The 16,121-nt window shown below is 36.8% G+C and carries 14 protein-coding genes; 13 read left to right on the forward strand and 1 reads right to left on the reverse strand.

What is annotated here, in order from left to right:
- Positions 1–20: 20 nt before the first annotated feature.
- Positions 21–839 (forward strand): alpha/beta hydrolase, encoded by an 819-nt coding sequence (locus tag QM512_RS09025; protein WP_282805352.1) that lies wholly within the window; start codon positions 21–23, stop codon positions 837–839.
- An 83-nt stretch (positions 840–922) separates the two neighbouring features.
- Here QM512_RS09025 and QM512_RS09030 read toward each other — a convergent pair whose 3' ends face one another.
- On the reverse strand, positions 923–3,982 hold the full coding sequence (locus QM512_RS09030) for a DUF5110 domain-containing protein (protein WP_282805353.1): 3,060 nt from the start codon (positions 3,980–3,982) through the stop codon (positions 923–925).
- Positions 3,983–4,141: 159 nt separating this feature from the next.
- Here QM512_RS09030 and QM512_RS09035 point away from each other — a divergent pair, with 159 nt between their 5' ends.
- The 12 genes from QM512_RS09035 (at position 4,142) to QM512_RS09090 (ending at position 16,105) form a co-directional block, all read left to right on the forward strand.
- A complete protein-coding gene (locus QM512_RS09035) occupies positions 4,142–4,858 on the forward strand; it encodes a GntR family transcriptional regulator (RefSeq protein WP_282805354.1) in 717 nt (238 codons plus the stop codon).
- 20 nt (positions 4,859–4,878) lie between these two features.
- Entirely contained in the window at positions 4,879–6,045 is a 1,167-nt protein-coding gene (locus QM512_RS09040) for an SIS domain-containing protein (RefSeq protein ID WP_282805355.1), read from the forward strand.
- A 60-nt stretch (positions 6,046–6,105) separates the two neighbouring features.
- The gene (gene nagA, locus QM512_RS09045) at positions 6,106–7,263 is read left to right on the forward strand and encodes an N-acetylglucosamine-6-phosphate deacetylase (RefSeq protein ID WP_282805356.1); all 1,158 of its coding nucleotides are present in this window, start codon (positions 6,106–6,108) and stop codon (positions 7,261–7,263) included.
- A gap of 139 nt (positions 7,264–7,402) precedes the next feature.
- Positions 7,403–7,891, forward strand: coding sequence for a PTS system mannose/fructose/N-acetylgalactosamine-transporter subunit IIB (locus QM512_RS09050; RefSeq protein WP_282805357.1), 489 nt, complete (start codon positions 7,403–7,405; stop codon positions 7,889–7,891).
- Between the two features lie 11 nt (positions 7,892–7,902).
- The gene (locus tag QM512_RS09055) at positions 7,903–8,823 is read left to right on the forward strand and encodes a PTS mannose/fructose/sorbose/N-acetylgalactosamine transporter subunit IIC (RefSeq protein ID WP_282805358.1); all 921 of its coding nucleotides are present in this window, start codon (positions 7,903–7,905) and stop codon (positions 8,821–8,823) included.
- Complete coding sequence (locus QM512_RS09060; protein WP_282805359.1) at positions 8,810–9,628, forward strand: PTS system mannose/fructose/sorbose family transporter subunit IID; 819 nt, start codon at positions 8,810–8,812, stop codon at positions 9,626–9,628. The genes QM512_RS09055 and QM512_RS09060 overlap by 14 nt, the downstream gene beginning before the upstream one ends.
- 23 nt (positions 9,629–9,651) lie before the next feature.
- Entirely contained in the window at positions 9,652–10,050 is a 399-nt protein-coding gene (locus QM512_RS09065; protein ID WP_282805360.1) for a PTS sugar transporter subunit IIA, read from the forward strand.
- Positions 10,051–10,191: 141 nt separating this feature from the next.
- Complete coding sequence (locus tag QM512_RS09070) at positions 10,192–10,413, forward strand: hypothetical protein (protein ID WP_282805361.1); 222 nt, start codon at positions 10,192–10,194, stop codon at positions 10,411–10,413.
- Between the two features lie 22 nt (positions 10,414–10,435).
- A complete protein-coding gene (locus QM512_RS09075) occupies positions 10,436–11,053 on the forward strand; it encodes an Rpn family recombination-promoting nuclease/putative transposase (protein ID WP_317133748.1) in 618 nt (205 codons plus the stop codon).
- 175 nt (positions 11,054–11,228) lie between these two features.
- On the forward strand, positions 11,229–12,392 hold the full coding sequence (locus tag QM512_RS09080; RefSeq protein WP_282805363.1) for a DUF4767 domain-containing protein: 1,164 nt from the start codon (positions 11,229–11,231) through the stop codon (positions 12,390–12,392).
- Positions 12,393–12,419: 27 nt separating this feature from the next.
- Positions 12,420–13,424, forward strand: coding sequence for a lipocalin/fatty acid-binding family protein (locus tag QM512_RS09085; RefSeq protein ID WP_053106942.1), 1,005 nt, complete (start codon positions 12,420–12,422; stop codon positions 13,422–13,424).
- Between the two features lie 188 nt (positions 13,425–13,612).
- Complete coding sequence (locus tag QM512_RS09090) at positions 13,613–16,105, forward strand: SEC10/PgrA surface exclusion domain-containing protein (protein ID WP_282805364.1); 2,493 nt, start codon at positions 13,613–13,615, stop codon at positions 16,103–16,105.
- Positions 16,106–16,121 lie beyond the last annotated feature (16 nt).

Consider the following 16,121-nt stretch of genomic DNA (forward strand, 5'->3'; position numbering starts at 1 on the left):
GATAATAGAGGCCTAGCAAGATGAAAGTAGAGAATTTAACGCTAACTAATTTTAATAATCGCCAATTTAAAGTTGTTTACTATGGTTTACAAGATAATCCGCAACTATCGTTAAAGAAGAGACCTTTAATGGTGATCTTTCCTGGAGGCAGTTTTGACCACTTATCATTAAGAGAGGGAGAGCCAGTTGCGATAGCTTATGCCGCTCGTGGCTTTGACGCAGCAGTTGTTTCATATAATCTTACTACTGATCCAGGCAGAATCTATCCTGACGCGGCTTTGTCAGGTTTGACTGCGATTTCTTATTTTAGGAAAAATAGCGAAAAACTGGGAATTGATAAGAACAAAATTACGACAATTGGTTTTTCAGCTGGCGGTCATGTAGTTAGTTCAATGAACGTGATGGCAGAAAGTGAAAAGTGGCAAAAAGAATATCATTTTGACCATGATAAAGTTGCACCAAATGCTACAATTTTGGGATATCCTTTGATTAATATTAAAGAGATCGGCTTTCCATTACCGCCTAATGCCAGTGAAAAGATGCCGAGCGCAAAAGATTTACTGGATACTGCTTTAGGTGTAACTCCTGCTACACCTCCAACTTTTATCTTTCAGGCAGTTGATGATCCAATTGTCTTGATTGATAATACGATTGAATATATTACTGCTTTAAGAAGAAATAAAGTTCATTTTGAAGCTCATTTATTTAATAAGGGCGGACATGGTTTTTCACTTGCTACTCCAGAATTAGCTACAGCTGAGCGTAAAGCTGATGCACATCTTGCACATTGGTTTGAACTCAGTCTTGAATGGCTAAAAGATAGAGAAATTTATGCTTAGTTTCACGTGAAACAAAGCGTAAAATTGCAAATTAAAAGGGATCGAAAAGAGTTATTTTTACATCTTTTCGATCCCTTTTGTTTTTATTCTTTTGCCATAAAGAAGAGAATTTCTTTTCCAGAAGCTAGATTATCGGAAGTGGCTAGAATTCTAAGCTTAATTGCTTTAGCCACTACATCTCTTAGCCCAATTACCTTATTCTTAGCATCATTTGGCCAATTGATTTCTTTACTGAAATCGCTGAAGTTTTCGCCATCTTTAGAAATAGCGACTTGAACTCGTAAAATATGACCAATACGGTCGCGTGAGCGAGGTACGTAAACCATGCGGCTGAGTTTATAAATATGATTAAAGTTGAAAGTTAAATCTAGTGGATTATCTTTACTAATTTGATCTTTAGATAGCCATTCACTAGCTAATTTAAGATCAGTTAAGTTTTCAACTGGTAAATCTTTTTCACTTTCTGCCGTGCTAGAAACTACTACATTTGGAATTGCATAATCCATTTGATCTCGTTTGGTGTGAGTTCCGAAGTACTCGGACCAGTCAGATACTTTATTACCAAATTTATTTCTGATTCTGAAACGGTAGCGAGTATTAGGTTCAAGTTCATGGAACGTAAAAGTATCACCATCAATATTAGTATGAACAATTCCGTTTACTTCAATATCAGCCATTACATTCTTACCAGCAAAATTAGTTGGATTAGTCCAAGTAATTGTAATGCTCTTTGACGTTAAACGATCAGTTAAAATAGCAGCACTTCTTGGAGAAGCCATTGCAGAATCAATAATTGCATGTTGTTCTACTTCACTACCATAGCTAAAGTTTTCAACCATCAGCTCAAACTTGTTGTCGTGGATATCAACGGCAGGCATTTTCACTTTTAGAGCTGGTTGTAATTGACCAGTGAATTGACCGAATTCCTTGCATGGCATGTAGTCTTGTTGATAAAAAATACCTTCTTCAGCTTTTTCAAAACTATCTAAGTCGTTATATTCAGGTAATGGAACAAATTGGTCATTTAATTTGAGTGAAACTTTACCAGGATAACGATCAGCCATGATTGTTAAGATAGTAGCTTGTTTTTCTTCAAGACCATTATAGTCACCTTCAGTTGGATAAACCGTAATATGAAGGTTAGAGCCAGAAACTGAACTTGTGATTTGTGTAGTTGCTGCATGACCCTTTTCATAGTCATTAGTCTGGTTGTCGTCTTCATATAGAATGGCGGAACTCTTATTTTGAGGGTAAACAAGGGCGCTTCTAAGTGATTCTTGCAGAATCGCACCTCCGCGAACATAGACAGGAAGGTGCCAGAGTGGGTAATGCAACTTATCGTAAATTCTTCCACCAATTAACTTTTTACCGGTAAAGAGATCGATCCACATTGTGCGATGATCTGGTAAATAAAGATTGTCTTTTAAGGAAGCTCCGCTTGGATCTTCTCGCCCATTAGTAATTGGCGCAATTAACAGATTATTACCAAGCATAAATTCATGCTTCACTTGATTAGTGTAGTTAACTCGCTCGTGTGGGAAAGATAAAAAGAGCGGTCTAACAATTGGCATTCCATCTTGAGCAGCTCGGGTAAGCGTGTAGAGATATGGGGTAATTTTTTCTCTAAGCTTCAAATATGCACGAGTAATTCTGGTCATTTTTGCATTAAATGCAAATGGTGTTTTTTGGATATTGCCGTAATTATCGATTGAGTAAAGTAGTGGCGTAAAGACTTTCCATTGCAAGTCGCGAACATTTACTTGAGCATTGCCACCGCCTTCTTTTCCATCAATGGCACTTCCGACATTTGGCTGACCAGAAAGAGACATGCTTAAGAAACTAGCAATTTCAGTAGCAATTTGTTCCCATTCGCCGCCAACGCCTTCATTTGCGGTAGTAGCAAGAGTTTGAATAGCACTCCAGCCGTTACTTGCCATTGCCCAAGGGCGGTTGGTTTTATTTTTGTCAACTAAAGGCTCACTTGCAATAGCAAAATCTTGCATAAGCTTACTGTTAGCTAAGTCAGCTGATTCAGTTTTAAATTTTAAGAAATTAGCTGGAGCATTGGTTGGCAAAGCTCCATAGAAACCTAGTTTTACGTTTTGATCTTTAGCAAAGTCGACCAAGTTATTCAGTTCATCTTCATTTAAGCTTTGCTTACTCTTGTAATTAGGGACAAACCAGCTGAGTGGAAGATGATATGCGCGGTAGCGTTCAATCATGGCACGAGCAGAAAATTGATATTGTTCTTCTCCATTAAGAGAGGATTTAGCAATAATTTCATCATCAGAATGTGCAATTTTATATGTGTTGCCATCTTCAAACTTAATTGCACTGCTTTCTTGTGCTTTTGCAACGCTCCAGCAAGTATCAAGATAATTACCTAAGTAACCTAAGCCGAGTGCATACTTAGGTAGGAATAAAGGTGAGCCAGTGATTTTATAATATTGACGCAGAATTTCTGATGGGGAATCTCCTAGAAGATAGAAGTTATCAAAAATAGGAGTTTGATGGGTAATAACAGCACTAGTACCATTGTCGCCCTTAAAATTATAGATTCCATCTTTCCACGTGTTTCTTAATTCAGCAAAGCCAGCATTTGACCAGAAAAAGCCTTCTGGACAAGCAACAGCTCCTGGACCAGTTAAATTAGTGTTTTTAATTTCGATGATTTTTCCCTTATGACTAAAGCTGCCATTTTGCATTCCGCCCCCATAGTAAAATTCATTTTTGTTTTGACGTAAGAATTCACGGGAATAGTCTGCGCCTAATTCAATTGGACTGCTTTGCATCATGCGATAGCGGTGAAGCTGATCATCAAAAATACTGAAGATAGCAGGATTTTTTTGTAAGCGGAGTGAAAATTGACCACTTTTGATGGTAAAAGTTTCATCAGTTACTAAAAGTTGTGAATCTTCAAATGGACGCAAGCTAAAATTATTTGCGGCAATAGTTAAAGATGGTGTTAACGGCTTAAATTCTGCTGCAGGATCGACGATTAAACGAAATATTCCTTTGGCAATAATATATAGCCGTGCTCTTTTTCCATCTGCGAATTGCAAGTCATAGTAGCGCGTACCTTTGGCTACATGGACTAAACGACTTAAATGTTGTGGTTGTTGATTATTAGTAATTTCAGACATAATTAAATTTCTTCTTTAAATAAAATTTTTCATTTACGTATAGTTCATATTATAACGAAAAAATGCGTTTCGTGTTTTTTTAGATTTGACATAAAGCGCTTTCCATAATATTCTGTAAGAGGTGGTACTAACCAGTTAAAGATGGGATGGGGTTAGAAAATGAAAAAGCCACTTTATCAGCAGGTAATTTCAGATCTTGAGGATAAAATTAAGTCTGAGATGAAACCAAATGATCGATTGCCAAGTGAAAGACAACTTCTAAAAGAATATGGCGTCAGTCGAAATACCATTCGTCTGGCTCTAAATGACTTAGAAGAGCGTGGCATTATTTATCGTTTGCACGGAAAAGGTACATTTGTTTCTACAATTTATCTAGATCAAACCAACTTAGGAAGTATGTATTCATTCAGTGAACAGATGTCTGAAACAGGTCACAAGCCAACAACACAAAACCGCACATTAGAGCTTGTCGTCCCAGAAGCAGCTGTCGCAAATCAGCTTAATTTGAAAGCTGGAGAAAAAGCATACAAATTAGTTAGGTTACGTCTAGCTGATGGAGTACCACTAATGTATGGAGAAACTTATTTACCTGAAAATATTTTTCCCGATCTAAAAATGTCTGATCTAAAGGACAACCTGTATACCGTTATGAAGCAAAAATACAATGAACGAAGCGTACTTGCTTTTGAAGATGTGCAGGCTGTTAATTTAGGTGAGAAAGACAGCAAAATCTTAGGAGTAAAACCTGGGGATGCAAGCTTAAAAATTTTTAGACGAGCAATCAACGATAAAAATGTGCCGATTGAATTTACGATTTCTCTTGCTAGAGGAGATAGATTCATTTATCGGTCACGGCAATATAATCATTTAATTTAGTTATTGAAAGGAATAGGCTAATGTTTACTAAAAGCGACGCAGAGCTAAAAAAGATGGGCGCAGACATTACTACTAGAGAAATTCAGCAGCAACCTTCTTTATGGAAAGAAACTTTTAAGATCTACCAAGAAAAGAAAAAAGAAATTGATGATTTTTTAGCTAAAATTAATCGAAAATTTAATAAAGTAAAAGTTATTTTTACTGGTGCAGGAACGAGTGCATATGTTGGTAATACTGTGATGCCATATTTAAGAAAGCATGCGGATCGCACTAAGTATGATTTTGAAGCAATTGATACAACTAAGATTGTTTCAACGCCAGAAGATTATCTTGAAGAAAATACACCAACAATTTTAGTTTCTTTTGCTCGTAGTGGTAACTCGCCAGAATCAGTTGCAACAGTTGAATTGGCTAAGCAATTAGTTACTAACTTATATCAAATTGCTATTACATGTGCTCCTGAAGGACATCTTGCTCAAGATTTAAAAGACGATCCAAATGGACTTGTACTTTTAATGCCTGCTAAGTCACTAGATCAAGGCTTCGCCATGACAGGATCATTTTCATGTATGAGCTTAGCTACTTTGTTAGTTTTTGATACTAGAAGTGATGCAGAAAAAGAAACAATTGTTAATGAGATCGCCAAAATGGGTGAAAGTGTAATTGATCGTGAAGCAGAAATTCAAAAATTAGTTGATACTGATTTTGATCGTATTACCTATATTGGTAGTGGAGCTTTAGGTGGTTTAGCTGAAGAAGCAAGATTAAAGATTTTGGAATTAACAGCTGGAAAAGTTGCGGCCTTATTTGATACTTCAATGGGGTTGAGACATGGTCCTAAATCTTTCTTAGATAAAAAGACAATCGTTTTTGATTTTGTTTCAAACAATTCTTATACCAGAAAATATGATTTAGATATTCTAGATGAAATTAAGGCTGACCAAATTGTTCCTTTAGTAATGGGAGTTGGTCAACTTAAGAAAGGTCAGGATTTTGATGGAAAGTTCTTTGCTTTTGATGGGAAAGAGCTACCAGATGCATATTTAGCTTTGCCTGATATTATGTTTGGCCAAACGATTGCGTTGCTCACTTCAATTAAGGTGGGCAATACACCAGATACTCCTTCACCAACGGGAACTGTAAACCGTGTTGTTAAGGGAGTAACAATTCACAAATTCGTCAAATAATATTCAAAGTCTGAAAACACTTTCAATTTAAAATAGAAATTAATTTAAGGAGTTAACATTATGGCATATTACATTCATGCTGGAAAATTCTTTTTAGAAAATAGAACCGAAAAAGGTGGATATCTTGAAGTTCAAGATGATGGAAACTTTGGTTTATATTATCGAGAAGATGAAAAGCCTAGTCATGGCTTAATTAAGGAATATGGCGATCAATGGATTGCACCTGGTTATGTTGATACACATATTCACGGTTTGCTTGACGAAGATACTATGAAGAGCGACTGGGAAGGTGTTAATAAGATTTCAGAAGGTTTACTTCAAGCAGGTGTAACTAGCTGGCTACCAACTACAATCACTGCAAGTGATAAGGAATTGACTGAGACTTGTGAAAAGTTTGCTGAACATAAGGGTGAAGAAACTGGTGCTAAAATTCAAGGTTTACACTTTGAAGGACCATTCTTTACTCCTAAGCATGGTGGTGCAGAAAATCCTAAGTATATGACTGATCCATCAATTATGCTTTTAAAGAAGTGGCGTAAAGCTTCAGATGACATGCTTATTAAGATTTCAATGGCACCTGAAAGAAAGAATGCTCGTCAATTCGTACGTGAAGCTGTAAAGATGGGCTTAGTAGTAGCTTTAGGACACTCAGATTCAGATTTTGAAGATGCTATTGCCTGTGTAGAAGCAGGTGCTAGTGTATTTACTCATACCTTTAACGGGATGAATGGTTTATCTCAACACTCACCTAATATTATCGGAGCAGCATTTTCTTCTCGTTTGACAACTGATGAATTAATTTGTGATGGTCACCACGTGGAAGAGCCAGCTGTTCGTGCTTTAGTAAATGCCCGTGGACCAGAACATATCGCCTTGATCACTGACTGTATGCAAGCTGGTTTAATGCCTGATGGTGACTATGTATTGGGTGAATTACCAGTTTACGTTAAAGATGGAATGGCACGTTTAAAGGATACTAACAACTTAGCTGGTAGTATCTTACTACTAAAGGATGCAGTTAAGAACGTAGTTGACTGGAACGTTGCGACACCAGAAGATGCAGTTATGATGGCTAGTTATGTGCCAGCTAAGAGCTGTAACTTACTTGATAAGTGTGGTGTGATTAAACCTGATCATCCAGCTGACTTTGTTGTTTTGAACCATGATATGACTGTCAGTGAAACTTATCTAAATGGTGAATCACGTTACAAGGCTTAAAAGAATATACTTTTAAAAAGAACTTTAGAAAATCTTTAAAAAGTGGTCGCAACCAGTTGACTAGCAAAACTTAATATACTAAGATTGAAACTGTAGAAAGCGTTTACAAAGATATTTTACAGAATATGGAGGAATCTCTATGAATATTGTGGGAGCTAGAATTGATGGACGGTTAGTCCATGGTCAAGTAGCTAATCTTTGGACCCCAAAACTTCAGGCTGATCGCATTATTGTTGTTGATGAAGAAGCAGCAAAAAGCGACATCCAAAAAAGTGGGTTAAGAATGGCTACACCTCTTACGACTCGTCTTAGTGTGTTGCCAGCACAGGTTGCGGCAGATCATTTAATTCACGATCGTTACGGCAATCAGCGAGTATTTATTGTCGCTAAAAAGCCAGCAGCCTTCTTAGATTTACTTAACTTAGGTCTTAAGCTTGATACTTTAAATGTAGGTACTATGTCTCAAACTGATACCACTAAGCAAGTAACTAAGCAGATCAATGTCGAAGAAAAGGACGTCGATGACTTTAAGAAAATAGCAGATAAGGGCGTGAAAATCACAGCTCAGTTAACTCCAAGTGATGATTCTCATGACTTTATGAAGTTGATGAATGAAAAGATTAAATAGGAGGTCTAACGATGGCTTGGTGGCAAATATTACTACTTACCCTATATGCTGGTTACGAAATTCTTGATGAATTGCAAATTTATTCATCTTTGAACACTCCAGTTGGTGCTGGCTTAATTGCTGGTTTAATTATGGGTGACTTAAAGACTGGTTTAATTATTGGTGGTGCCATGCAACTTACAGTTTTAGGTGTTGGTACTTTCGGTGGTGCTTCTAAGATTGATGCGACTACCGGTACAGTTTTAGCAACAGCTTTCTCTGTAAGTATTAAAGGAATGAGCCCACAAGTAGCTATTTCTTCAATTGCGGTTCCAGTAGCTGCAATTATGGTTCAATTGGATGTTCTGGCAAGATTTGCTAACACTTACTTTGCACACAGAATTGATCACTTGATTGAAGAAAATAACTACAAGGGTATTGAAAGAAACTTCCTCTATGGTGCAATTCCTTGGGCTTTATCTCGTGCAATCCCTGTATTTATTGCCTTAGCATTTGGACGTGGCTTAGTTCAAACTATTGCTAACTCATTAAATGGAAACTTGAAGTGGTTAGGTACTGGTTTAACAGTAGCTGGTGCTGTTCTTCCTGCAGTTGGTTTTGCTATTTTGCTTCGCTACTTACCAGTTAAGAAACACATTGCTTACCTAATTATGGGATTCACATTTACTACTTTGTTCTCAGTATTATTCACAAGTATTCAAACTTTAGGTGCAGGCATTCAAGCAGCAAACAAATCATTTACTGCAACTTTCAATGGCTTACCAATGCTTGCAATGGCTTTGATTGGATTAGCATTTGCAATCTTACACTACAAGGATGAAATTGGTGGTAAAGGTGGCAGTGGCAATAGCGGAAATAAAGAGGCCGCAGCTACTACGCAACAATCAACTAATGTAGCTTCAGAGGGGGAAATCACCGATGATGAACTCTAAACCAACTTATAAATTAACTGACAAAGATTTTAATCAAATTAATAGACGTTCTTTATTTGGTTTCCAACTAGGTTGGAACTATGAAAGAATGCAGAACACTGGGTATTTGTTCTTGATTTTGCCACAACTACGTAAGATTTATGGCGACAATACTCCAGAATTACAAGAAATGATGAAGACACACGTACAGTTCTTTAACACTTCTAACTTCTTTAACACGATCATCACTGGTATTGACTTAGCGATTGAGGAAAATGAAGGGGTTGAAGGTAAAGATACTGTTACTGGTTTGAAGGTTGGTTTGATGGGACCATTTGCCGCAATTGGTGACTCAATCTTTGCTGCATTGATTCCAACTATCTTCGGTGCCTTGGCCGCTTCAATGGCTTCGCAAGGGAACCCAGTTGGTGTATTCATCTGGATTGCTGCTCAAATTGCTATCTGTTTCTTCAGATGGAAGCAATTACGCTTTGCCTACGACAAAGGTGTAACTCTTGTTACTGAAATGAGAGATCGTTTAAATGCTTTAACTGATGCTGCTACAGTACTTGGTGTATTCATGGTTGGTGCTTTAGTTGCTACAATGGTTAACGTTAAGTTCGCTTGGGTACCTCAAATTGGTAAAGTTACTATGGATATCCAAAACAACTTAGACATGATCATTCCTAAGTTATTACCTGCCTTGATCGTTGGCTTTGTTTACTGGTTACTTGGAAAGAAGAAGATGACTTCTACTAAGGCTATTTTAATTGTTTTAGTTCTTTCAGTTATTCTTGGCGGCGTTGGCGTTCTTGCTAAGATTTAGCAGTAAATTAAAAGGAAATTATTATGTCAAAAGAATTAGTATTAATTAGCCATGGTAAGATGGCTGAAGAAGTTAAAAAGAGTGCTGAATTAATTATGGGTCCACAAGAGCATATTCATGTAGTATGCTTACTTCCAGAAGAGGGCCCAGAGGATTTTGAAAAGAAGTTTCAAGATACTATTAGTGGCATTCCTGAGGAAGACTTAACAGTGTTTGCTGATTTAATGGGAGGAACTCCCGCTAACACAGTTAGTCGCTTGATTATGGGTGGTCAAAGTATTCACTTAATTGCAGGGATGAACTTAGCAATGGTTATTGACTGGCTCAATAGTCAAATGATTGGTAATGATTCAGACGCTGTTAATGCTGGTAAAGCAGGAATTGTAGATATTAATCAAATGCTTGCTAGCATGAAGAAATAGATTATTTATATAGATATTGAAAACGACTTGCGTTGGTAAAACCACACGTGGGTCGTTTTTTATAATAAAAAAATTTATAGATTTTTGCGTAATAAACATATGGGATTACTCCTCAAATATCTTTAGGGAGGATTTACTCATATGGTTAAAAAGATTGAACCTTGGTTTGGATTCACGGAAGATAAGGTTTTTGGGATGGTGAGGGAAAACAAGGATTTTTGCAAGTATTTGCTTGAAATCATTATTCCAGATTTAAAAATTAAAAAGATAGACTGGCTAGATAAGCAAGTTGAGATTAATAATCTTGAGCGCAAGAACACGGCTAAAGAAGTTCGGCTTGATGTTTTTAGTTACAGACCATGAAGGACGCGTGTTTAATGTGGAGATGCAAACAACGGACCAAGATGATATTGGTAGACGAATGCGTTACTATCTTTCAAGGATTGATTTACGCTATACTTTAAATAAGGGTAAGACTTATCGAAATTTGAAAGACGCCTTTATTATTTTTCTCTGTAACTTTAAGCCTAAGAAAGATGATAAATTTTATGAGTCGTACCATACTTACTCTGATCAAGATAGGTCGAAACAATTGCAGGATGGCGTGACAAAGATTATCATTAATTCACAAGTTTCAGCTGAGGGACAAAGTGAAGATTTAAAAGCCCTGGCTAAGCTAATGAATAATGAGCCAGTTAGATTAAATAAGCATTTCGATTACGCACAAAAAAGAATCAAAGAAATCAACGAAGATCCAGAAATGAGGGAAAAGATTATGCTTTACGAAACAAGAATGCTAGAACGTGAACAGGCTGCTGGGAAAGCAGGATATGAGCAAGGAATGAGACATGGCGTAGAGCAAGGAAAAATCGATTCTGCCAAAATTATTCTCGAAAATCAACTGAATAATGGCAACACATTAGAGCAAGCTACGGAATTTGTAAAAAATTTGAAACTGATTTCTGATAAAGAGTTAGAAAAACTCGTTGCTATGTATAAATAATAAAAAATGCTTAGGACATTTATATCCTGAGCATTGTGCAAGTGATTTATAAGTATTCAATAGTGATAAAAGCTGATAGATTTCATTTCTATTAGCTTTTTTTGTTGATTGATTTGTTACAATATAAATAATTTAATGACAACGCTATAATTTATCCTGTTAGAAAGGTCAAGCGATGAATAAGTTTTGTCCCCACTGTGGGAAACCAATTAAGCCTATGGATAGTTTCTGTCCACATTGTGGAAGGTCAGTTATATATTCCAATTCTGAGATGCCTAAAAGAAGTGAAATTCACAGCAATAGATTAAAATCCAAAAAAAGAAATATTATTATTGGATCAATTATCGCCGCATTTATCCTTATTTTTGGTGGCTGGGGATTGTATCAACATGGTCGAAATTCGACTAATAGCACTGTGATTGGTGGTAATGGAAAATTAACTAGTGCTGAGATTAAAAAGATTCCAAGTAAGCAACTAGCTGCTTGGGCAATCCTTTATGCCGATAAAAAATATGGCAAAAAATGGGGAGAAGCAGCTGATGATTTAGGAAGCGGTCACTTAACAATAGAAAGTTATTCAAAATATCGTTTTGGAGATTATGAGATCAGTGCTACTGACGGAAGTAGATTATATGTTATAAATGATCAGGTTGGCTATTTAGTTTCTAAGGATAACAAAGAGATAACTTATGTTGGAAATAAGTCTAGTTACAGTAATAGAAGTGTTTTAAACCAGATCTATCCAGAAATTAAATCTGAAAACACGGAGAAAAATGTAAATATTTGGAATGATAATCTATCGATTGTTACTGGTAAGTCGGATGAAAAAGCTAATGATCAGAATTCTAAAACTAGTACAAAATCTAAGAAGACTACATCTGAAGATAAATTATGGTCAAGTACTCAAAATGATGAACTAATTAGTTACATGGATGAATTTGGCGACAAAATGCATCAATCGTATGAGCACTATACTGGTAGTGGCAGCTTGACAACTGCGGCCGGACAAGAATATCCGAATTGGCTATCTCAAGGACGTTTTAAGTTAAGCTCGGGTGACCGCGATAGTCGTGATCCTGAAGATATGAGCAGTATTAATTTGAAGTGGAATCCGCAAGTAGATAAAGAGGAAGATGAGGACGATACATATAATGTAGTTGCTATCTTTAACTATAATGGGAAGAGTGCGGAGCAACATATTACGTATCTATTTTGCTTTTATCATGGGGAGCCTGTTGCTTTGGTTGATCAGACGACAAATGGTGATTATACAATTGTTCATGCAACGGCTAACAAAGACCTAACTTCTCACTTTGAAGAAATTGTGGAGAAGGATTAAGATTTATTTATATTGGGAGGATAGATAATGAAGAAAATAATAATTGGATGTTTAATGCTAGGAACAATTGCTTTTACCTTGACTGCTTGTCAAAGTCAAGCTATGACAGGAAAAGATAAGACTAGTCAAGTGAAGATATCAAAGCGGGATAAGGGAAAAACAGCATATGCGATTGTCGGAAGCTACGTAGATAATAAGGATAAGGCAGCTTTAGTACTTAATTCTGACCATACTGGTAGATATGTTTATGTTGATCCTAAGAACCCGGATACTGATGATCAATTAACTTGGAAAAAGATAGACGCGACTACTTATCGAATTAAGTTAAATGATAGCGATGTAACTAGTGACTTGACGGCTAAAGTTGAAAATAATGAATTAAATTTGTCAGGTGATGACAATTGGAATACTGAAAATTTTAAAAAGTCTAGCAAAAAGATTAATTTAGATGATTTTCTTGCTCAGAGAGGTCAAAGTAAGGGGCAAGAAAGTGAAAGCAATTCTACTTCGAAAGAAAGTAATGACTCTACATCATCTTCAATTCCAGGGGATGATGGCTTGTTTAATATGCCAAGTGAATTACTTGGTACTTGGTATGTAGCAGATTATATAGATGGAAGTGTGAACGAAGTAACAATTAAAAAGAATGTTATTAGTGGTGAAGATAGCGGGGAACACTTTACTCAAAAACTCCATAAGATGAAAAAAGATTTTGATTTTACGTCATATGTTCAGGGTCATTCTTCTTATCATGATGTAACTAAAGACTGGGCAAGAGTAGTTGTCCTATCGGAAAATGGTGAGCGTAAAATCAATGTCCGAGCTTGGTTACAAGGTGCTGGTGACGGTGAATACTACAATTTAGCAACTGAACATGGTCAAACAGTTCTGGTTGAAGGTGGTGGAGCTGAAGCCTGGGTTGATGGTATTGGCTGGAGAAGTAGAGCTGATGCTGAAAAATATGCAAAAGAGAAGTTTAATGACCTTCATTATCGGGAAGACATGACTAGTGGTGATAATGAAGATGAATGATAATTAGATGATGTTAGAGTAAAAAATAATTCAAAAGGGATTGCTATGCGGGTAATCCCTTTTTTGAGTTATTTTATTTTGAATATAAAAGTAGTAATTACTGGGTAAATTAAAGCACTTGACAAAATTCAAAATGGGGGGGGTAGACTAGGGTTGTATCGACTGTTATTTATTTGGAGGATGTAAGAATGAAAAGAAGAACAGCGATGTTATTGTCTGCATTATTTGCAGCAGGTGCAATAGCAACATATAGTAATACAGCGAAAGCTGATACAATAACTCAACCTAAAGGACAAATTCCAGAAGCTAATATTGAAACTAAATCGACTAACGAAGGCTTGCAACAAAAACAAGTCCAACTTGGAGCTCGGAAATCACCTGATCTAAATCAAAAAACTAATAAAAATATTTCTACGACTCCGGTTCAAAATAATCAACAATTGCATATTACTCATCAAGTAGAACACAATAATAATAACTGGTACCAAATGCAGAATAAATCTTGGTTACCATCTAGCTATACTACAGATGTTAAGCAAAAACAATCAGTACAAGCAAAGCAAAACGTACAAAATGCACAACCTGTTCAAAATTCTAATACACAAACTCAAGCACAATCACAAAACAATTGGCATAAAGAAAGTGCTGACTTTGTTACTGGCGGAGTAATTAACTTGAGAACTGCTCCTAATACTAACAGTGCTATTATTGAAGCTATGCCTACTGGTTCTACTATCAAATACGATGCATACCAAAAGATTGACCAATATACTTGGTTAAGACAACCTCGTGAAAACGGCAGCTACGGCTATATTGTTGGTCGCAACAACGGTGTGGCGTGGGGTACCTTTAAAGAAAGTGCTACCAAGCCTGTAGAAAGCAAGCCTGCTGCTAAGCCTGTACAATCACAAAACAATTGGCATAGAGAAAGTGCTGACTTTGTTACTGGCGGAGTAATTAACTTGAGAACTGCTCCTAACACTAACAGTGCTATTATTGAAACTATGCCTACTGGCTCTACTATTAAATACGATGCTTACCAAAAGATTGGTCAATATACTTGGTTAAGACAACCTCGTGAAGACGGCAGCTACGGCTATATCGTTGGCCGCAACAATGGCGTAGCATGGGGTACTTTCAAGGAGAGTACTGCTAAGCCTGTACAATCACAAAGCAATTGGCACAAGGAAAGCGCTGACTTTGTTACTGGTGGCGTAATTAACTTGAGAACTGCTCCTAATACTAACAGTGCTATTATTGAAGCTATGCCTACTGGTTCTACTATCAAGTACGATGCATATCAAAAGATTGGCCAATATACTTGGTTAAGACAACCTCGCGAAGACGGCAGCTACGGCTATATTGTTGGCCGCAACAATGGCGTAGCATGGGGTACTTTCAAGGAAAGCGCTGCTAAGCCTGTAGAAAACAAGCCTGCTACTAAGCCTGTAGATAACAAACCTGCTACTAAACCTGTAGATAACAAACCTGCTACTAAGCCTGTAGATAACAAACCTGCTACTAAGCCTGTTGACAACAAACCTGCTACTAAGCCTGTAGAAAGCAAACCTGCTACTAAGCCTGTAGAAAGCAAACCTGCTACTAAGCCTGTAGAAAGCGAGCCTGCTACTAAGCCTGTAGAAAGCAAACCTGCTACTAAGCCTGCTGACAACAAACCTGCTACTAAGCCTGTTGACAACAAACCTGCTACTAAGCCTGTAGATAGCAAACCTGCTACTAAGCCTGCTGACAACAAACCTGCTACTAAGCCTGCTGACAACAAACCTGCTACTAAGCCTGCTGACAACAAATCTGCTACTAAGCCTGCTGACAACAAACCTGCTACTAAGCCTGCTGACAACAAACCTGCTACTAAGCCTGCTGAAAGCAAGCCTGCTACTAAGCCTGCTGACAACAAACCTGCTACTAAGCCTGCTGACAACAAAGATAATATCGGCATTATTACTTTACCTGCTGGATATACCCGTGAAATGGTAGAAGAATCTAGTGGTGGTAAAGATGGTCTTGACGATACTAAAGGAAAAATTACATCTTTAGCTAAAAAAGTATCCGAAGAGGGTATGAGAATAAATAATTACAGTAATAATGATGCACGAATTGTAGATTTAACAAACATTACCTCTGAACAAACCAAAGAGTTGACAGATTTCACTTTAAATACAATTAATCATATTAGAAAACAAATGGGGCTTAACCCCTTTGTATATAGTAATAGAGTCCAAAAAATTGCAGATGATATTGCTAAAAATTATGTAAGAGATAACAGAGATGCAACAGGTAATCATGATGTGATTGCAATCACAGACGCTATGAGAAAAGACCACGGGTTGGATTCGATTACTAAAACTGTAGGCAATGACGTTGAAAATATGGGTGGATGGTATATTTATACTGTTGATACAAATCACGAAACGATGGGGAGTATTAAAGAACATATTTATTATAATATCGAACAAATGATTTTTGGTGGATATTATAATGGTGCTGCTAGAGAAATGTATCATGCTAGAGGCTTAACCAATCCGGTTACCACACGCTTAGGCGCTATGTATGGGTTCTCAATTAGTAAAATCCCTAATAGTAATGTAGCAACATCACATTTCATTACTTTTTCTGGCTTTGATGGTTATGATGAATTTTTACCTGATTTTCATGATTAGAATAGATGAGAAAAAA

It is taken from the genome of Lactobacillus isalae, assembly GCF_947539375.1.
Lineage (GTDB): Bacteria > Bacillota > Bacilli > Lactobacillales > Lactobacillaceae > Lactobacillus > Lactobacillus isalae.

Bases quoted from the DNA above. Each gene is read 5' to 3' on its own strand.
- QM512_RS09025 (WP_282805352.1), top strand. From the start codon at position 21: ATGAAAGTAGAGAATTTAACGCTAACTAATTTTAATAATCGCCAATTT.
- QM512_RS09030 (WP_282805353.1), bottom strand. From the start codon at position 3,982: ATGTCTGAAATTACTAATAATCAACAACCACAACATTTAAGTCGTTTA.
- QM512_RS09035 (WP_282805354.1), top strand. From the start codon at position 4,142: ATGAAAAAGCCACTTTATCAGCAGGTAATTTCAGATCTTGAGGATAAA.
- QM512_RS09040 (WP_282805355.1), top strand. From the start codon at position 4,879: ATGTTTACTAAAAGCGACGCAGAGCTAAAAAAGATGGGCGCAGACATT.
- nagA (WP_282805356.1), top strand. From the start codon at position 6,106: ATGGCATATTACATTCATGCTGGAAAATTCTTTTTAGAAAATAGAACC.
- QM512_RS09050 (WP_282805357.1), top strand. From the start codon at position 7,403: ATGAATATTGTGGGAGCTAGAATTGATGGACGGTTAGTCCATGGTCAA.
- QM512_RS09055 (WP_282805358.1), top strand. From the start codon at position 7,903: ATGGCTTGGTGGCAAATATTACTACTTACCCTATATGCTGGTTACGAA.
- QM512_RS09060 (WP_282805359.1), top strand. From the start codon at position 8,810: ATGATGAACTCTAAACCAACTTATAAATTAACTGACAAAGATTTTAAT.
- QM512_RS09065 (WP_282805360.1), top strand. From the start codon at position 9,652: ATGTCAAAAGAATTAGTATTAATTAGCCATGGTAAGATGGCTGAAGAA.
- QM512_RS09070 (WP_282805361.1), top strand. From the start codon at position 10,192: ATGGTTAAAAAGATTGAACCTTGGTTTGGATTCACGGAAGATAAGGTT.
- QM512_RS09075 (WP_317133748.1), top strand. From the start codon at position 10,436: ATGCAAACAACGGACCAAGATGATATTGGTAGACGAATGCGTTACTAT.
- QM512_RS09080 (WP_282805363.1), top strand. From the start codon at position 11,229: ATGAATAAGTTTTGTCCCCACTGTGGGAAACCAATTAAGCCTATGGAT.
- QM512_RS09085 (WP_053106942.1), top strand. From the start codon at position 12,420: ATGAAGAAAATAATAATTGGATGTTTAATGCTAGGAACAATTGCTTTT.
- QM512_RS09090 (WP_282805364.1), top strand. From the start codon at position 13,613: ATGAAAAGAAGAACAGCGATGTTATTGTCTGCATTATTTGCAGCAGGT.